Below are 15233 nucleotides of genomic sequence, written 5' to 3' on the forward strand. Positions count from 1 at the left end.
AGGAGGGGCGGCGCAGGCCATGGCATTTGGCAGACGTAAATCCAAAGACGACTCGGTCGACGAGCCGGAAACCCCTGCTGCGCAACGGAAGCCGGACACGCCGGTAGAGGTTCCAGTAGACACCGATGATCTCGACGGCCCGTTCGACATCGAGGACTTCGACGAGTCGGCGATCGCCACCGCGGGCCGCCTCGACCTCGGCTCGGTGCTCGTACCGCTACCGCCCGCGGCGCAGTTGCAGGTCGAGCTCACCGAGAACGGCGTCCCGAGCGCGGTGTGGGTGGTCACGGCCAACGGCCGCTTCACCATCGCGGCCTATGCCGCTCCCAAGACGGGCGGACTGTGGCGGGAGGTGGCCGGCGAGCTCGCCGACTCGCTGCGCAACGACGGGGCCGAGGTGACCATCCAGGACGGTCGTTGGGGCCGCGAGGTGGTCGGCACCGCGACCGGGGCCGTGCGCTTCATCGGGGTAGACGGTTATCGCTGGATGATCCGCTGCGTGGTCAACGGCTCCGCCGAGAGCATCGATGCGCTCACCGAAGAGGCGCGAAACGCGTTGCTGGACACGGTGATTCGACGGGGTGACACCCCGCTGCCGGTGCGCACCCCGCTGCCGGTGCAGCTGCCCGAGCCGATGGCGTCACAGCTGCGCGACGCCGCGGCGGCGCAGGGCACCGCCGTTGACCAGCCGGTCGGGCCGCCGACAGATGCAGCCGGCGAGGACACCCCGCCGGAACGTCGCAGTGCCTCCGGGTCGGCGATGCAGCAGCTGCGCGGTACCGGCAACTAGTCGCGGGTCGCCGCGTCCGCCGCCGCGGCCAAGCAGGCGGCGCCCAGCGCGGATGGATCCGCCCCGATCTGGTCGAGGGTGACGGTGCGCAGCGCCGCCCGCGGCGCGGTGGCCGCCCACTCACGGCCGACGTCGACGGGGTGTATCGGATCGTCCAGCGCCGCAGCGACACCCAGCGGAGTGGCCAGTCGCGCGATCTCGGCCGGTGCCGGCGCGACGTAGGCCGCGGCCTCCGTCATTGCATCCGGCAGATGCGGCCACTGGCCCAGCCACGACCGGGTCAGCTCGTCGGCCAGCCACGGGGGGCTGGACGCCCGCATCTGCGCCGTCGTCGCCTCCAGGCCGTCCGCGCGCAATTGCCGCGCCGAGACCTGGGCCGCGAGTGCGGCCGTCGCGCCGTCGGGTGCACCCGTCCAGGCCGGCAGCGCGGCCAGCACCGCGACCGTGCGCTCGGGGTGGCGCAATGCCCACGCCAGCGACACCGCTGCGCCCAGCGAGACCCCGCCGACCACGATGGGCCCATGGCGCGCGGCCTCGTCCATGGCGTCGACGTAGCCGGCGATCAACCGGGCCGGCTGCGGCGCCGGTGCAACCAGTTCGGCCCCCGCGGACCGCAGCGGCCCGGCAAACGCCCGGACGACGTAGCGGTCGTCGGACCCCGTCCCGGGAAACACGATGGCGCGTGCCCCGCGCAGGTCGATAGTCACCCCTCGATACTGCCCGGGTGCCGCGTGGCATTGGGGAACCAATCGGTCTACGGTGTCCGTTGGGATTACACGACCAGCAATTCAGATGCTCAGGAGAGCCCATGGCGGCGGAAGGTTATCTGCGCCGGCTTACCCGTCGATTGACGGAGGACCCCGAACAGCGTGACGCCGAGGAGTTGTGCGACGAGGCGGTGACGACCGGGGCGCAACGGGCCATCGATTGTGAGCGCGGCCAAGAGGTCACGGTGGTCGGCATGCTGCGCAGCGTCGAATGCAACGGCCAGGGCTGTTCCGACGGGGTGCGCGCGGAACTCTTCGACGGCACCGACACCATCGAGCTGGTGTGGTTGGGCCAGCGCCGGATTCCCGGCATCGAGTCGGGTCGCACGCTGCGTGTTCAGGGGCGGCTCGGCAAGCTGGAGAACGGCAGCAAAGCGATCTACAACCCGCACTACGAGATTCAGCGGTGAGCCGTGCCAACGACGCCGGCGACACGGTTGAGGCCGTCGACGGCGAACTGACCGACGGCAGCACCCCGGCTGAGCGCATGATGGAGCAGCTCGGCGGGGTCTCCGGGATCGTCTATTCGTCGCTGCCGGTGCTCGTGTTCGTCGGCACCTCCAAGCTGCTCGGTCTGGCCGCGGCGTCCGGTGCCGCGCTGGGCGTGGCCGCGCTGATCCTCGTGTGGCGGCTGCTCCGCCGGGAGTCCGTGCAGCCGGCGGTGTCCGGGTTGATCGGCGTCGCGGTCTGCGTGCTGATCGCCTACCTGATGGGGGAGTCGAAAGGCTACTTCCTGCTGGGCATCTGGACGTCTTTGATCTATGCGGCGATCTTCGCGGTGTCGATCGTGATTCGCCGGCCCGTCGTGGGCTACATCTGGAGCTGGCTGCACGGCCACGACCGGGGCTGGCGCGGTGTGCGTCGCGCGGTCTACGCGTTCGACGTCGCGACGTTCACCTGGGTGGTGGTGTTCACGGCCCGTTTCGTGGTGCAGCGGGTGCTCTACGACTCCGACCACACCGGCTGGCTGGTGGTGGCCCGCATCGCGATGGGTTGGCCGCTGACGGCGGTGGCGGCGCTGGTGACGTTCCTGGCGATCCGCACGGCGCAGCGCGCGCTCGATGTCGAGCTCACTGAGGCGGCAGCAGATGCTGACGCAGTTCCTCTTCCGCCTCGGTGACCGCGACGAACAACAGCTCGTCGCCGCCTTCCAACGGCTCGTCGTCCTGCGGCACGATCACCCGCGGTCCGCGCAGGATGGTGACCAGCGCGACGTCGCGCGGCAACTGCAGCTTGCGCACCGGCTTGCCGCCCCACGGCGTGTTGTCCGGCAGCGTGATCTCGACCAGGTTGGCCTGACCCTTCCGGAACTCCATCAGCCGCACCAGATCTCCGACCGCGACGGCCTCCTCGATCAGCGACGCCAGCATCCGGGGGGTGGACACCGCCACGTCGACACCCCAGGCATCGGTGAACAACCACTCGTTACGCGGGTCGTTGACCCGGGCCACCACGCGGGGCACCGCGAACTCCGTCTTGGCCAGCAGGCTGAGCACCACGTTGGCCTTGTCGTCGCCGGTGGCGGCCACCACCACGTCGAACTCGTGCAGGTGCACCGACTCCAGCACACTCACCTCGCACGCGTCACCGAACCGCCAGTGTGCGGCCGGGATGGCGTCCTCGTCGATGTGTTCCGGGTTGCGCTCGATCAGCGTCACGTCGTGGTGGTTCTCGATCAGCTCGCGCGCCACGGAGCGACCGACGGCCCCCGCACCGGCAATGGCGACCTTCATTGGCGCCGCTCCTCCTCATCGATGAACTCTGCATCGTCGCCGGCGCGCTTCACTGTTCAGGGTCCTCGCTCGGCGGCAGCGCCGCGATGGCCAGCGCCTCGGCCGCGTGTCCGGAGATCGCCGCGATGTAGATCTGATCGCCGGACTGGATGACGGTCTTGGGCTCGGGCAGGATGCCGGTGCCGAACCGGATCAGAAACGCCACCCGCGCCTCGGTGGCGCTCTCGAGGTCGGTGACCAGGCGGCCCACCCAATCCTCGTGCAGCGCCAGTTCCAGGACGGCGACGGTCCCGCTCGGGTCCCGCCACTTGGCGGTCTCGCTCTCGCGGGTCAGCGCGTGCAGCAACCGGTCCGTCGTCCAGGGCACCGTGGCGATTGTTGGAATGCCGAGGCGCTCGTAGACCTCGGCGCGCTTGGCGTCGTAGATCCGGGCGACCACCCGCCGGACGCCGAACGTCTCGCGGGCCAGGCGCGCGGAGATGATGTTGGAGTTGTCGCCGGAGGACACCGCGGCGAAGGCATCGGCGCCCTCGATACCGGCCTTCAACAACACGTCGCGGTCGAATCCCAGTCCGAGCACCCGCTCGCCGGCGAACTCGGGGCTGAGGCGACTGAACGCGGTGCTGTCGCTGTCGATCACCGCTACCTCGTGGCCGATGCGGGACAGACCGTCGGCGACCGACGATCCGACCCGGCCGCAGCCCATCACAACGACTCGCACTCAGACGTCCTCTCGGCCCGGTCAGCCGTAATGGCCAGCCGATTTGGCAGACATTCTCGTCCACCGAACCGTACCGGCAGGCACGGTTGCGCTTACTCTTGGCTCTCGTGTCCAAACTTTCGACTGCGGCGCGCCGACTCCTGCTGGGTCGGCCGTTTCGCAGCGACCGGCTGAGCCACACCCTGCTGCCCAAGCGGATCGCGCTGCCGGTGTTCGCCTCCGACGCGCTGTCCTCGGTCGCATACGCCCCCGAAGAGGTCTTCCTGATGCTGTCGGTGGCGGGGCTGACGGCTTACGCGCTGACACCGTGGATCGGTGTCGCGGTCGCCGCAGTGATGCTGGTGGTGGTCGCCAGCTATAGGCAGAACGTGCACGCCTACCCCTCCGGCGGCGGGGACTACGAGGTGGTCACCACCAACCTCGGGTCCAACGCCGGGCTCACCGTGGCCAGCGCGCTGATGGTGGATTACGTTCTCACTGTTGCCGTTTCGACCGCGTCTGCGATGTCGAACATCGGCTCCGCGATCCCGTTCGTGGCCACCCACAAGGTGCTGTTCTGCGTCGCGGCCATCCTGCTCGTGATGGGGTTGAACCTGCGCGGCATCCGGGAATCCGGTGTGGCCTTTGCCATTCCGACCTACGCGTTCATCATCGGCGTCGGCGCGATGCTCGGCTGGGGGCTGATCCGGATCTATCTGATGGGCGAGCCACTGCGCGCCGAGTCCGCCGGCTTCACGATGCACGCCGAACACGGGGCGATCACCGGCTTCGCGTTCGCGTTCCTGGTCGCGCGGTCGTTTTCGTCGGGGTGTGCGGCGCTGACCGGGGTCGAGGCGATCAGCAACGGAGTGCCGGCCTTCCGAAAGCCCAAGTCGCGCAACGCGGCAACGACGCTGCTGATGCTCGGCGGTATCGCGGTCAGCCTGCTGATGGGCATCATCCTGCTGGCCAAGGAGACCAAGGTCCAGATCGTCGACGACCCGGACGCGCAGTTGAGCGGCGCCCCGGCGGGCTACCAGCAGAAGACGCTCGTCACCCAGATCGCGCAGACGGTGTTCGGCAGCTTCCACATCGGCTTCCTGCTGATCGCCGTCGTGACAGCGCTGATCTTGGTGCTGGCGGCCAACACGGCGTTCAATGGCTTTCCGGTATTGGGCTCGGTGCTCGCGCAGGACAGCTATCTGCCCCGCCAGTTGCACACTCGCGGCGACCGCCTCGCGTTCTCCAACGGCATCGTGTTCCTGGCGGTGGCCGCGCTGGCGGCGATCATCGCGTTCCGGGCGCAAGTCACCGCGTTGATCCAGCTCTACATCGTGGGCGTCTTCATTTCGTTCACCCTGAGCCAAATCGGAATGGTCCGGCACTGGACTCGGTTGCTGCGCAACGAATCCGATCCCGCTGCCCGCAGCAGGATGATCCGCTCCCGGGTGGTCAACACGATCGGGTTCGTGGCCACCGGAACGGTGCTACTCGTCGTGATGGTCACCAAGTTCCTGGCGGGCGCCTGGATCGCGATCGTCGCGATGGCCCTGCTGTTCGTCCTGATGAAGATGATCCGCAAGCACTACGACACGGTCAGCCGGGAGATCGAGCAGCATGCGGTCGACAACGACATGGTGCTGCCGAGCAAGAACCATGCGATCGTGCTGGTGTCGAAGTTGCATCTGCCGACCTTGCGCGCGCTGGCCTACGCACGGGCGACGAGGCCCGATGTGCTCGAGGCGATCACGGTCAGCGTCGACGATGCCGAGACCCGCAAGCTCGTCCGCCGGTGGGAAGACAGCAACCTCAACGTGCCGCTGAAGGTGATCGCCTCGCCATATCGCGAAATCACCCGTCCCATCCTCGATTACGTGAAGCGGGTCAGCAAGGAGTCGCCGCGCAGCGTGGTCACCGTGTTCCTGCCGGAATACGTGGTCGGTCACTGGTGGGAGCACGTGCTGCACAACCAGAGCGCGCTGCGGCTCAAGGGACGGCTGCTTTTCATGCCCGGCGTGATGGTGACTTCCGTTCCATGGCAACTGAATTCGTCGGAGCGGATCAAGACTTTACAACCGCATGCCGCGCCTGGCGATGCGCGTCGCGGGATCTTCGATTGACCTCGGACACCACCGCGGCGCCGCCACCGGCGTTGCAGGAGCTGACGCTGACCGTGGGCGCGCCCGCCAACGGCGGTAGTTGCGTGGCGCGCCACGACGGTCGGGTGGTGTTCGTCCGTTACGCGCTGCCCGGCGAGCAGGTCCGGGTGCGGGTCACCGCCGACCGGGGATCGTATTGGCATGCCGAGACACTCGAGGTGATCGACCCGTCCGCCGACCGGGCGGAGTCGCTGTGCCCGATAGCCGGCGTCGACGGGGCGGGTTGCTGCGACCTCGCGTTCGTCGAGCCGACCGCGGCGCGGGCCTTGAAAGCCGCCGTCGTCTCCAATCAGCTTGCGCGCCTGGGTAATTACCAGTGGGACGATGAGGTCCGGCCGCTCGGCCCGACCGGGCCCACCGGCTGGCGGACGCGCATCCGGCTCGACGTCGGCGGGGACGGCCGACCGGGATTTCACCGCTACCACAGCAAGGATCTGGTCACCGATCTGCACTGCGGTCAGCTGCCGCCGGGGATCACCGACGGGCTGACCGACACGGCTTGGCCGCCCGGCGCGCACCTGCACGTCGTGCTCGACGACGACGGGCAGCGACATGTCGCTCGGACTGTGCGCCACGGCCGGCGCAACGCGACCGACGTGATCGAAGGCGGCCATTCGGGTGTGCAGCGTGCGGGCCGGCACAGCTGGCAGGTGCCGGTGACCGGGTTCTGGCAAGCCCACCGCGACGCCGCCCGGACCTACAGCGAGCTGGTCGGCGAGTGGGCTCAACCCGATCCGGGGGCGACGGCGTGGGACCTCTACGGTGGCGCGGGCCTTTTCGCCGCCGGCCTGGCCGACGCGGTGGGGGAGTCGGGCCGGGTGCTCACCGTCGACAGTGCCCGGGCCGCGTCGCGGGCGGCGCGTGCGACGCTGGCCGACCTTCCGCAGGTGCACGTCGTTAGCGATTCGGTGCGACGGGCCCTGACCGCGCAGCGCGGCCGCGCCGACGTGGCCGTCCTCGATCCGCCGCGCGGTGGCGCCGGACGCGAGGTGATCGACCTACTGGCCGCGGCCGACGTGCCCCGCATCGTCCATATCGGTTGTGAGGCAGCGTCATTCGCGCGCGATGTCGGACTCTACCAAGGGCACGGGTACGCGGTGCAGAAGCTGTCGGTGTTCGACTCGTTCCCGCTGACCCATCACATCGAATGCGTCGCGTTGCTGACCCGCTGACCGCTCAGGCCAGCGCGAAGTACCGCAGCCACAGGTAAAGCGCGCACAGCACCGTGGTCAGAGTCGTCGCCGCGATGCCTTTACGGGTGAACTCCCAGAACGAGATCGGGTTGCCGGACCGCATCGCGATGCCGATCATCACGATATTGGAGGTGGCGCCGACCGCGGTCAGATTGCCACCCAGGTCCCCGCCCAGTGCCAGCGACCACCAGAGCACGTCGTGATGGGACGGACCGGGCATGGTTTTCGCCAGTTGATCGACGATCGGGGTCATCGTCGCGACGTACGGCACGTTGTCGATCAGGCCCGAGGCCACGGTGGAGACGATCAGAATCAGCATCGTTGCCAGCAACATGTTGCCGCCGATGGCGCTGGCCGCCAGTCGTCCCATCGCGCCGATCACACCGGTCTTCAGCAGTGCGCCGACCATGATGAACAGGCCGAGGATGAACAGTAGAGAGTCCCACTCCACGCTGGACATGTAGTCGGATTGGTCCGCCCGCGACCACAGGATCAGCGCGCCGGCGCCGAGCAGTGCCACCAGCGAGGGCGCCATGTGGATGTCGGGCGAGACGACGAAGCCGGTGAGCACGGCGACGAGAACGATGCCGCATTTGACCAACAGCCGACGATCGTGGATGACGTCGTCGTCGTCCACGGTGACGACATCGGCGACGCGCCCGGGGTCGACCGTGCCGAGGCCGCGAAACAGCAGCGGCACAGCAGCGCACAGAGCCACCATGATGATCACCACGACCGGCGCCATGTTTACCAAGAACGCGTTGAACGACAGGCCTTTTCGGGCGCCGATGATGATGTTGGGTGGATCGCCGACGAGTGTCGCCGCGCCGCCGATGTTGGAGGCGAACACCTCCGCGATCAGGAAGGGGACGGGGTTGATCTCGAGCCGCTCGCAGACCAGCAAGGTGACGGGGGCGATCAGCAGTACCGAGACGACGTTCGGCAGGATCGCCGATGCCAGCGCCATCACCAGCATCAATAGAATCATGATGCGCACCGGAGAGCCGTTGGCGCGCTTGACCGCCCAGATCGCGGCGTACTCGAATGCTCCGGTCTGCCGCATGATGCTGACGATGATCATCATGCCCAGCATCAAAAAGATGACGTCCCAGTCGATTCCGCTGTCCTGGGAGTAGAAGACGTCGGCGGAGTCCAGCACCGGCAGGCAGAGCATCAGGCCCGCACCGGTCAGCGCGACGGTGGTCTTATTGAAGCGCTCACTGATGATGAACCCGTACGCGACGACGAACACCGCGAGTGCGTAATAGATCATCGGCGCCGTCTAGCCCGACGTGCTGCGGGTAGCCGCGGTCATTCTTTGAGCGCGGCAGCTAGCAACCGGGATGCGGTGATCACCCCATGCAGTCGGCCGTCTTTGACTACCGCGACCAATGGGCTCCGCAACCGTGCCATGACCTCGGCCACCTCGATGATGGTGTCGTCGGCTTCGGCCACTGGGATGTGCTGGCGCTGTTTGGGCAGCAGTTCGCGAATGGTCTTGCCGCTCAACTTCTCCGCGGCATGGTCGGCCATCGTCTCGGTGACCACGCTGGCGAGACCGGGGTCGTCCTGCACGTAACCCGGGACGATAAAACGCACCACCTGCGAGGCCGGCAGCACCGCGAACGGTGTCTCGGAGGTGTCGGTGACGACCACCAAACCGTTCAGCCGGTGCTCAGCGAGCAAACGAACCGCGTCAAGCGCATTCGAGTCGATTTTGACTACCGGAAACTTTTCGTCGAGATCCTCTGCCCGCACACCGACACAATACTTCCGTCCGACGGAAACGGATAATGGGATGGGCGTAAGGGAATTCTCAGGTTGCGTTCGACGCTGCGGCGCTCGGGCTCACGACTTGAGCGCTCCGGCCAGCAGTCGCGAAGCGGTGATCACCCCGTGCAGTGCGCCGTTCTGGACCACCGCGATCAACGGCGTACGCAGCTGCGCCATCTCGGCGGCCACCTTGATGACGCCGTCGCGCGCGTCCACCGAAGGGATCTTCTTCGGCTGCTTGGGCAGTACGTCCCCGACGGTCTTACCGGCCAGGTTCTGGGCGTGATCGGCGAGCGCGTCGCCCATGACACCGGCCAACATCATGTTGTCCTGCACATAGCGCGGCAGGATCAGGTGCAACACCTCGGAGGCCAGCAGCACGGCATACGGCTTGCGCGAAGAGTCAATGACGATCAGCCCCGGCAGGTGATGCTCGGCGATCATGCGCGCGGCCTCGAGGGCGTCGGAGTCCACGTCCACGATGGGAAACTGCTCGTCGAGTTCCTCAGCTCGCACTACGCCACCATACGACCAATGCTCGCCGCTAGGCGAAGTAGCGCAGCCACAGGTAGCCGAGGGACAGCACAAACGACATGAACGTGACCGCTGCTCCGCGTTTGGTGAAGTCCCAGAACGAGACTGGATGACCGGACCGCTCCGCGATCCCGACCGCCACGATGTTCGCGCTTGCGCCGACCATCGTCAGATTTCCGCCGAGCACCGTTCCGAGCAGCAGCGCCCACCACAGCACGCCGGAGCTCGCGTGTCCGGGGATGGAGTCGGCGAATTGCGCGACGATCGGGGTCATCGCGGCCGCGTAGGGAACATTGTTGATGACGCTGCCGATCGTGAAAGAAATAGTGAGCAGAAGCAGCGTCGCCTTCCAGGCGTCTCCTTGCGCGACGTGGCTGGCGACTTGGGCTAATTCCTTGATCACTCCAGTCCGCACCAGCGCTCCGACCATGACGAACAGGCCGGCGAAGAACAACAGCGTTTCCCACTCCACGCTGGCCAGGTAGAACTCTCGCTCGATGCCCGAGATCACGATCAGAATTCCGGCACCGGCCATCGCCACCATCGACGGTTCCATGTGGATCTGCTGGTGCAACACGAACCCGACGAACACGATGGCCAGCACGATCGAGCACTGCTTGAGCAGTTTTGAATTGCGGATCGCTTCGCGTTCATTCAGGGCCATCACGTCGGCGACCCGTTCCGGATCGGCGACGAAGAAGCCGGGGTAGAGCAACGGGAGGATGAGGATCAGCGCCGTAAGAACCAGTAACACCGCCGGCGCCATGTTGGCGCTGAACTCGATGAAGCTCAGGTGGGCGCCGGTACCGATGATGATGCTCGTCGGGTCTCCGACGAGGGTCGCCGCGCCGGCGATATTGGCGGCGATGGCTTCGACGACCAAGAACGGCGCGGGGTTCATCGCGAGACGGTCACACACCAGCAGGGTGACCGGCGCGATCAGCAAAATCGTCGTGACGTTGTCCAGAACGGCCGTGCCGAGCGCGGTGACGAGAATCAGCAAAATAAGGATCCTCAACGGAGATCCCTTGGCGCGCTTGGCCGACCAGATCGCCACGTATTCGAAGGCTCCGGTTTGACGGACGACGCTGACGATGATCATCATCCCGAGCAACAGGAACAGGACGTCCCAGTTCACCCCGGTGCCTCGCGAATAGAAGATGTCCTCCGACGTGAACCAAGGCAAGAAGAACATCAAGATCGCACCGGCCAGTGCGACTTTGGTCTTGTTGAACCGCTCGGTCGTGATCAGCACATAACAGACCACGAACACAGTGGACGCGTAAACGGCGTGAAACAGCGCGCTACTCATCGGCGGTCCTGCCGGCAGGCGATTGCGTAGTTCGACATGTGCAGGTGGGCGGCCCTCAAGATTCGATCGCCGCTGCCAATGGGCGTGATTCGATGATCACCCCGAGGAACCCTGACGTCCGTCCGCTAAGCGCGGTGGCGTCGACCGAGCAAGTCATGCCGCACTCCCGAATAGCCTGTAATTAGCAGGAAGACCCGAACAGCGCGAAAGAACGCCGACCAGGCTTCCCGGCACACCGGGGGGTTACGTTAGCAGGCTTGTCTGTGTTGTTTCTGAGCGTGGCAGGTGTGGTGATCGGGGTATCCGCGCTGGTCCGCGTGCCTGCCCGACCCTTCTGCGTACACTGGCGGAATGCTTGAACAGATCCGTGGGCCCGCCGATCTGCAGCACCTCTCGCAGGCGGATCTGGACGATCTGGCGGCCGAGATCCGCGAGTTTCTCATTCACAAGGTCGCCGCGACCGGTGGGCACCTCGGCCCGAACCTCGGCGTGGTCGAGTTGACGCTGGCACTGCACCGGGTTTTCGACTCCCCGCACGATCCGATCATCTTCGACACCGGCCACCAGTCCTACGTGCACAAGATGCTGACCGGTCGCGCCGCGGACTTCGCGACGTTACGGAAAAAGGATGGGCTGTCCGGTTATCCGTCGCGCTCGGAGAGCGAGCACGACTGGGTCGAGTCGAGTCATGCCAGCGCTGCTCTGTCGTACGCCGACGGGTTGGCCAAGGCCTTCGAACTGACCGGCCACCGGAACCGGCATGTGGTCGCGGTCGTCGGCGACGGGGCGCTCACCGGTGGAATGTGCTGGGAGGCGTTGAACAACATCGCCGCTGCGCGCCGGCCGGTGGTGATCGTCGTCAACGACAACGGCCGCAGCTACGCGCCGACCTTTGGGGGGCTGGCCAATCATCTGGCCATGCTGCGTCTGCAGCCCGGCTACGAGAGCCTGCTGGAACGCGGCCGCAGCGCTGTGCGCGGTATGCCGGTCGTCGGCGACCTGGCCTACCAGTTCATGCACAGCGTGAAAGCCGGTGTGAAGGACGCGCTTTCGCCGCAGCTGCTGTTCACCGACCTGGGGTTGAAGTACATGGGCCCGGTCGACGGCCACGACGAGCACGCCGTCGAGGCTGCGCTGAAGCGGGCGCGCGGATTCCACGGCCCGGTGCTGGTGCACGTCGTCACCCAGAAGGGCCGGGGCTACGGACCGGCCGAGGACGACGAGGCCGACCAGATGCACTCCTGCGGCGTGATCGACCCGGCGACCGGGCTGGCCACCAAGGTGCCGGGGCCGAGTTGGACGGCGACCTTCTCGGAGTCGCTCATCGAGCAGGCGACCAAGCGCCGCGACATCGTCGCGATCACCGCCGCGATGCCCGGGCCGACTGGATTGAGCGCGTTCGGAGAACGCTTCCCGGACAGGCTGTTTGACGTCGGGATCGCCGAGCAGCACGCGATGACATCGGCCGCCGGGCTGGCGATGGGCGGCATGCACCCCGTCGTCGCGATCTACGCGACGTTCCTCAACCGGGCGTTCGACCAGATCATGATGGACGTCGCCCTGCACAAGCTGCCGGTCACGATCGTGCTCGACCGGGCAGGTGTCACCGGCAGCGACGGCGCGAGTCATAACGGCATGTGGGACATGTCGATGCTGGGCATCGTCCCGGGCATCCGGGTGGCCGCACCCCGCGACGGCGCCCGCTTGCGCGAGGAGCTCGGCGAGGCGCTGGCCGTCGACGACGGCCCGACCGTGATCCGGTTCCCGAAAGGAGATGTCGGCGAGGACATTCCGGCTGTCCAAAAGCACTCCGGGCTGGACGTGCTCGCGGTGCCGACCGACGGCCTGGGCGCCGACGTGCTGCTGGTTTCGGTCGGCGCGTTCGCGTCGATGGCGCTCGCGGTGGCCGAGCGGCTGCGCGACCAGGGCATCGGCGTCACGGTGATCGACCCGCGGTGGGTGCTGCCGGTGTCGGAGGCGTTGGCGGAGCTCGCGATCGCGCACAAGGTCGTCGTCACGCTGGAAGACAACGGGGTGTCCGGTGGTATCGGCTCGGCGGTGTCGGCCGCGCTGCGGGCCGCCGAGATCGACGTACCCTGCCGCGATATCGGTCTGCCGCAACAGTTTTTCGACCAGGCCTCGCGCGGTGAGGTGCTCGACGACTCCGGCCTGACCGACCAGCACGTGGCCCGTCGCATCACCGGCTGGATCGCCGCGTTGTCCGGCGACGGCGTCGACTCCGGCGCGGCGATCACCGAACGCCTGGATTAGTCCTCGGCGGGTGCGGGCGGCGTCTGCAGCGCCGAGGTCAGCACCGGCACGGCCAACTCGCGCTGCCAAGCGCGGGCCTGTCCGGCGGCCAGGAATTCGTCGATCGCGGTGGCGACGTCACCGGCGGGGTCCTCCCAGTCCCAGCACAGCCGCCGGATCAATTCGGGTGTCACCAGGTTCTCCGCCGGTACCGTGACCTTTTCCGATAGATCACGCAGCGCCGATCGGGCGGCGTCGAGGCGCACGGCCGCCTCAGGCCGTCGGCGCGCCCAGCGCGCGGGGGCCGGTGGGCCGTTCGGGGGCTCGGCTTCCTCAGTGGGGCCGGGGTTTTCGCGTGCGACCTTGAGCGCGGCCAGCCAGGTGGACGCGCTGCGGCGCTGCCGTTTTCCGCCGAAGATCGGCAGTGCGACCAGGTCGTCGAGCGTTTTGGGGTCGGTGGTGGCAGCCTCGATGATCGCCGAGTCGGGCAGGATGCGGCCCGGCGCGATGTCGCGTCGCTGCGCGATTTCGTCTCGCACAGTCCATAATTCGCGGACCGCGGCCAGCGCCCGCTGGTTGCGTACCTTGTGGATGCCTGACGTCCGTCGCCAGCGGTCCCGCCGGGTGGTCGGCGGACCCTGACCGGCGATCCGCAGAAAGTCGAATTCCTGTGCGGCCCAACCGCTTTTGCCCTGTTCTTCCAGCACGGCCGCAATCGCGTGGCGCAAGTCGATCAACACCTCGACGTCGAGGGCCGCGTAGTTGAGCCAGGCCGCCGGCAGCGGGCGTCGCGACCAGTCCGCCGCGCCGTGGCCTTTGGCCAACCCCACGCCGAGCAGGCGCTGAGTCATTGCCGCGAGGTTCACCCGGTCGAATCCGGCCAGCCGCCCGGCCAATTCGGTGTCGTAGAGCGCCGGCGGTTGCATGCCTACCTCGGCCAGGCACGGCAGGTCCTGGTCGGCCGCGTGCAGTATCCACTCGTCGTCGGAGAGCACATCGGCTACGGGCCGCAGCACGTCCAACGAGGCGCCGCCATGGCTCACCGGATCGATCAGCACGGTGCCTGCGCCGGCCCGCCGGATCTGAATCAGGTAGGCGCGGTTGGAGTACCGGAACCCCGACGCCCGCTCGGCGTCGACCGCGAAGGGCCCCTGGCCGCCCGCCAATAGTGTTGCGGCAGCTTTGATTTCGTCGGCAGTGACCGAGAGATCGGGCACCCCGTCGGCGGGGTGCAGCAAGGGCGTGACGTCGGGTTCCGCGGCGTCGGGCGTGTCGGTAGGTGTCTCTGTCGGCTCGCTGGCCATGTCAGACGCGCGACCGGGTGCCCAAATCTGTCACCCCGACCGGCGGCAGACCCGCGGCGTGCTCGAGCACCTCGCAGAACGCCTGGACATGCGTCCCGATGTCGGTGGTGAGTGCGGTCCAGGACGCGCGCAGCTCCAACTGGTGCGCCCGCGGCGGTCCGGAAATGTCGCCGTAGCGCACCGAGGTAGTCGCGGTGACCGTGCCGCCGAGCGCCGTGACCTGTTCGGCCCGGGCGTCCAGCGCCTCGACCAGCCAGCTCCAGGCGACCTCGGGCAGCAGCGGGTCGACGGCTTCGCTGGAATCGAGGTCGGCCTGGATGTAGGCGACCAGCCGCATGGTGCCGTCCCACGCGTCGGCGCCCTCCGGGTCGTACAGCAGGATCAGCCGGCCGAACGCGTCACCGTCGGAGCGCTCCGGCACGATGTCGGTTTCGGGCCGCTTGACCTCGGCGCCGAGGGCGTAGCTGTAGGGCGCGAGCCGCTGCGGCGGCCGGATGGGGCCCAGCTCGATCTCCGATCGCACGGTCGCGCCGCTCATCGCCTCCACTGCCTCACGAAACGGGGCGGGCTCGGCTGCTGTCATGGGCGCCGCACCTCCTCGTCGCGTCGATCCGCCTCGCAACGTTGCTGGCGGTTCACAGCGTTTGACGCTAGACCTATCCGGCGACACCCGGACACAGGCGCGCCGTTCCGGTCCGGCAGGTGCTCGGAGGGCGAT

General features: G+C 67.5%; 14 protein-coding genes and 1 pseudogene. 6 read left to right on the top strand and 9 right to left on the bottom strand.

Annotated elements, in window-relative coordinates:
- The first annotated feature begins 19 nt into the window (after positions 1–19).
- The gene (locus PT015_RS02755; protein ID WP_285188627.1) at positions 20–790 is read left to right on the top strand and encodes a DUF3710 domain-containing protein; all 771 of its coding nucleotides are present in this window, start codon (positions 20–22) and stop codon (positions 788–790) included.
- On the opposite strand, the gene PT015_RS02760 is transcribed toward PT015_RS02755, so the two are convergent.
- A complete protein-coding gene (locus PT015_RS02760) occupies positions 787–1497 on the bottom strand; it encodes an alpha/beta fold hydrolase (RefSeq protein WP_285188629.1) in 711 nt (236 codons plus the stop codon). The genes PT015_RS02755 and PT015_RS02760 overlap by 4 nt on opposite strands.
- A 101-nt stretch (positions 1498–1598) precedes the next feature.
- Between PT015_RS02760 and PT015_RS02765 the strand changes: the two genes are divergently transcribed.
- On the top strand, positions 1599–1967 hold the full coding sequence (locus PT015_RS02765) for an OB-fold nucleic acid binding domain-containing protein (RefSeq protein ID WP_285188632.1): 369 nt from the start codon (positions 1599–1601) through the stop codon (positions 1965–1967).
- Between the two features lie 77 nt (positions 1968–2044).
- Entirely contained in the window at positions 2045–2677 is a 633-nt protein-coding gene (locus tag PT015_RS02770) for a DUF3159 domain-containing protein (RefSeq protein WP_285190894.1), read from the top strand.
- Here PT015_RS02770 and PT015_RS02775 read toward each other — a convergent pair.
- Together PT015_RS02775 and PT015_RS02780 are read right to left on the bottom strand one after the other, a co-directional pair.
- The gene (locus PT015_RS02775) at positions 2628–3290 is read right to left on the bottom strand and encodes a potassium channel family protein (protein ID WP_285188634.1); all 663 of its coding nucleotides are present in this window, start codon (positions 3288–3290) and stop codon (positions 2628–2630) included. The genes PT015_RS02770 and PT015_RS02775 overlap by 50 nt on opposite strands.
- A 49-nt stretch (positions 3291–3339) precedes the next feature.
- A complete protein-coding gene (locus tag PT015_RS02780) occupies positions 3340–4011 on the bottom strand; it encodes a potassium channel family protein (RefSeq protein WP_285188636.1) in 672 nt (223 codons plus the stop codon).
- A 107-nt stretch (positions 4012–4118) separates the two neighbouring features.
- Between PT015_RS02780 and PT015_RS02785 the strand changes: the two genes are divergently transcribed.
- Positions 4119–6110 carry an APC family permease gene (locus PT015_RS02785; protein WP_285188638.1) on the top strand — a complete coding sequence of 664 codons (1992 nt, stop codon included), beginning with the start codon at positions 4119–4121 and terminating at the stop codon, positions 6108–6110.
- 32 nt (positions 6111–6142) lie between these two features.
- Positions 6143–7321, top strand: coding sequence for a class I SAM-dependent RNA methyltransferase (locus PT015_RS02790; protein WP_390887987.1), 1179 nt, complete (start codon positions 6143–6145; stop codon positions 7319–7321).
- A gap of 4 nt (positions 7322–7325) precedes the next feature.
- On the opposite strand, the gene PT015_RS02795 is transcribed toward PT015_RS02790, so the two are convergent.
- The 4 genes from PT015_RS02795 to PT015_RS02810 all read right to left on the bottom strand — a co-directional run bounded on the left by PT015_RS02795 (position 7326) and on the right by PT015_RS02810 (position 10961).
- Positions 7326–8615 (bottom strand): ArsB/NhaD family transporter, encoded by a 1290-nt coding sequence (locus tag PT015_RS02795; RefSeq protein WP_285188642.1) that lies wholly within the window; start codon positions 8613–8615, stop codon positions 7326–7328.
- A 38-nt stretch (positions 8616–8653) separates the two neighbouring features.
- Positions 8654–9100: a CBS domain-containing protein gene (locus PT015_RS02800; protein WP_285188644.1), complete on the bottom strand. Its 447-nt coding sequence runs from the start codon at positions 9098–9100 to the stop codon at positions 8654–8656.
- A gap of 90 nt (positions 9101–9190) precedes the next feature.
- Positions 9191–9631: a CBS domain-containing protein gene (locus PT015_RS02805; protein ID WP_285188646.1), complete on the bottom strand. Its 441-nt coding sequence runs from the start codon at positions 9629–9631 to the stop codon at positions 9191–9193.
- 28 nt (positions 9632–9659) lie between these two features.
- Positions 9660–10961, bottom strand: coding sequence for an ArsB/NhaD family transporter (locus PT015_RS02810; RefSeq protein WP_285188647.1), 1302 nt, complete (start codon positions 10959–10961; stop codon positions 9660–9662).
- A gap of 351 nt (positions 10962–11312) precedes the next feature.
- Between PT015_RS02810 and dxs the strand changes: the two genes are divergently transcribed.
- Complete coding sequence (gene dxs / locus PT015_RS02815) at positions 11313–13232, top strand: 1-deoxy-D-xylulose-5-phosphate synthase (protein WP_285188649.1); 1920 nt, start codon at positions 11313–11315, stop codon at positions 13230–13232.
- Here dxs and PT015_RS02820 read toward each other — a convergent pair.
- Together PT015_RS02820 and PT015_RS02825 are read right to left on the bottom strand one after the other, a co-directional pair.
- Positions 13229–14515 (bottom strand): ribonuclease D, encoded by a 1287-nt coding sequence (locus tag PT015_RS02820; protein WP_285188651.1) that lies wholly within the window; start codon positions 14513–14515, stop codon positions 13229–13231. The two genes, dxs and PT015_RS02820, sit on opposite strands and share 4 nt — an antisense overlap.
- A gap of 1 nt (position 14516) precedes the next feature.
- Positions 14517–15154: pseudogene (locus PT015_RS02825) on the bottom strand (DUF3000 domain-containing protein).
- Between the last annotated feature and the right edge of the window lie 79 nt (positions 15155–15233).

It is taken from the genome of Candidatus Mycobacterium wuenschmannii, assembly GCF_030252325.1.
GTDB lineage: Bacteria > Actinomycetota > Actinomycetes > Mycobacteriales > Mycobacteriaceae > Mycobacterium > Mycobacterium wuenschmannii.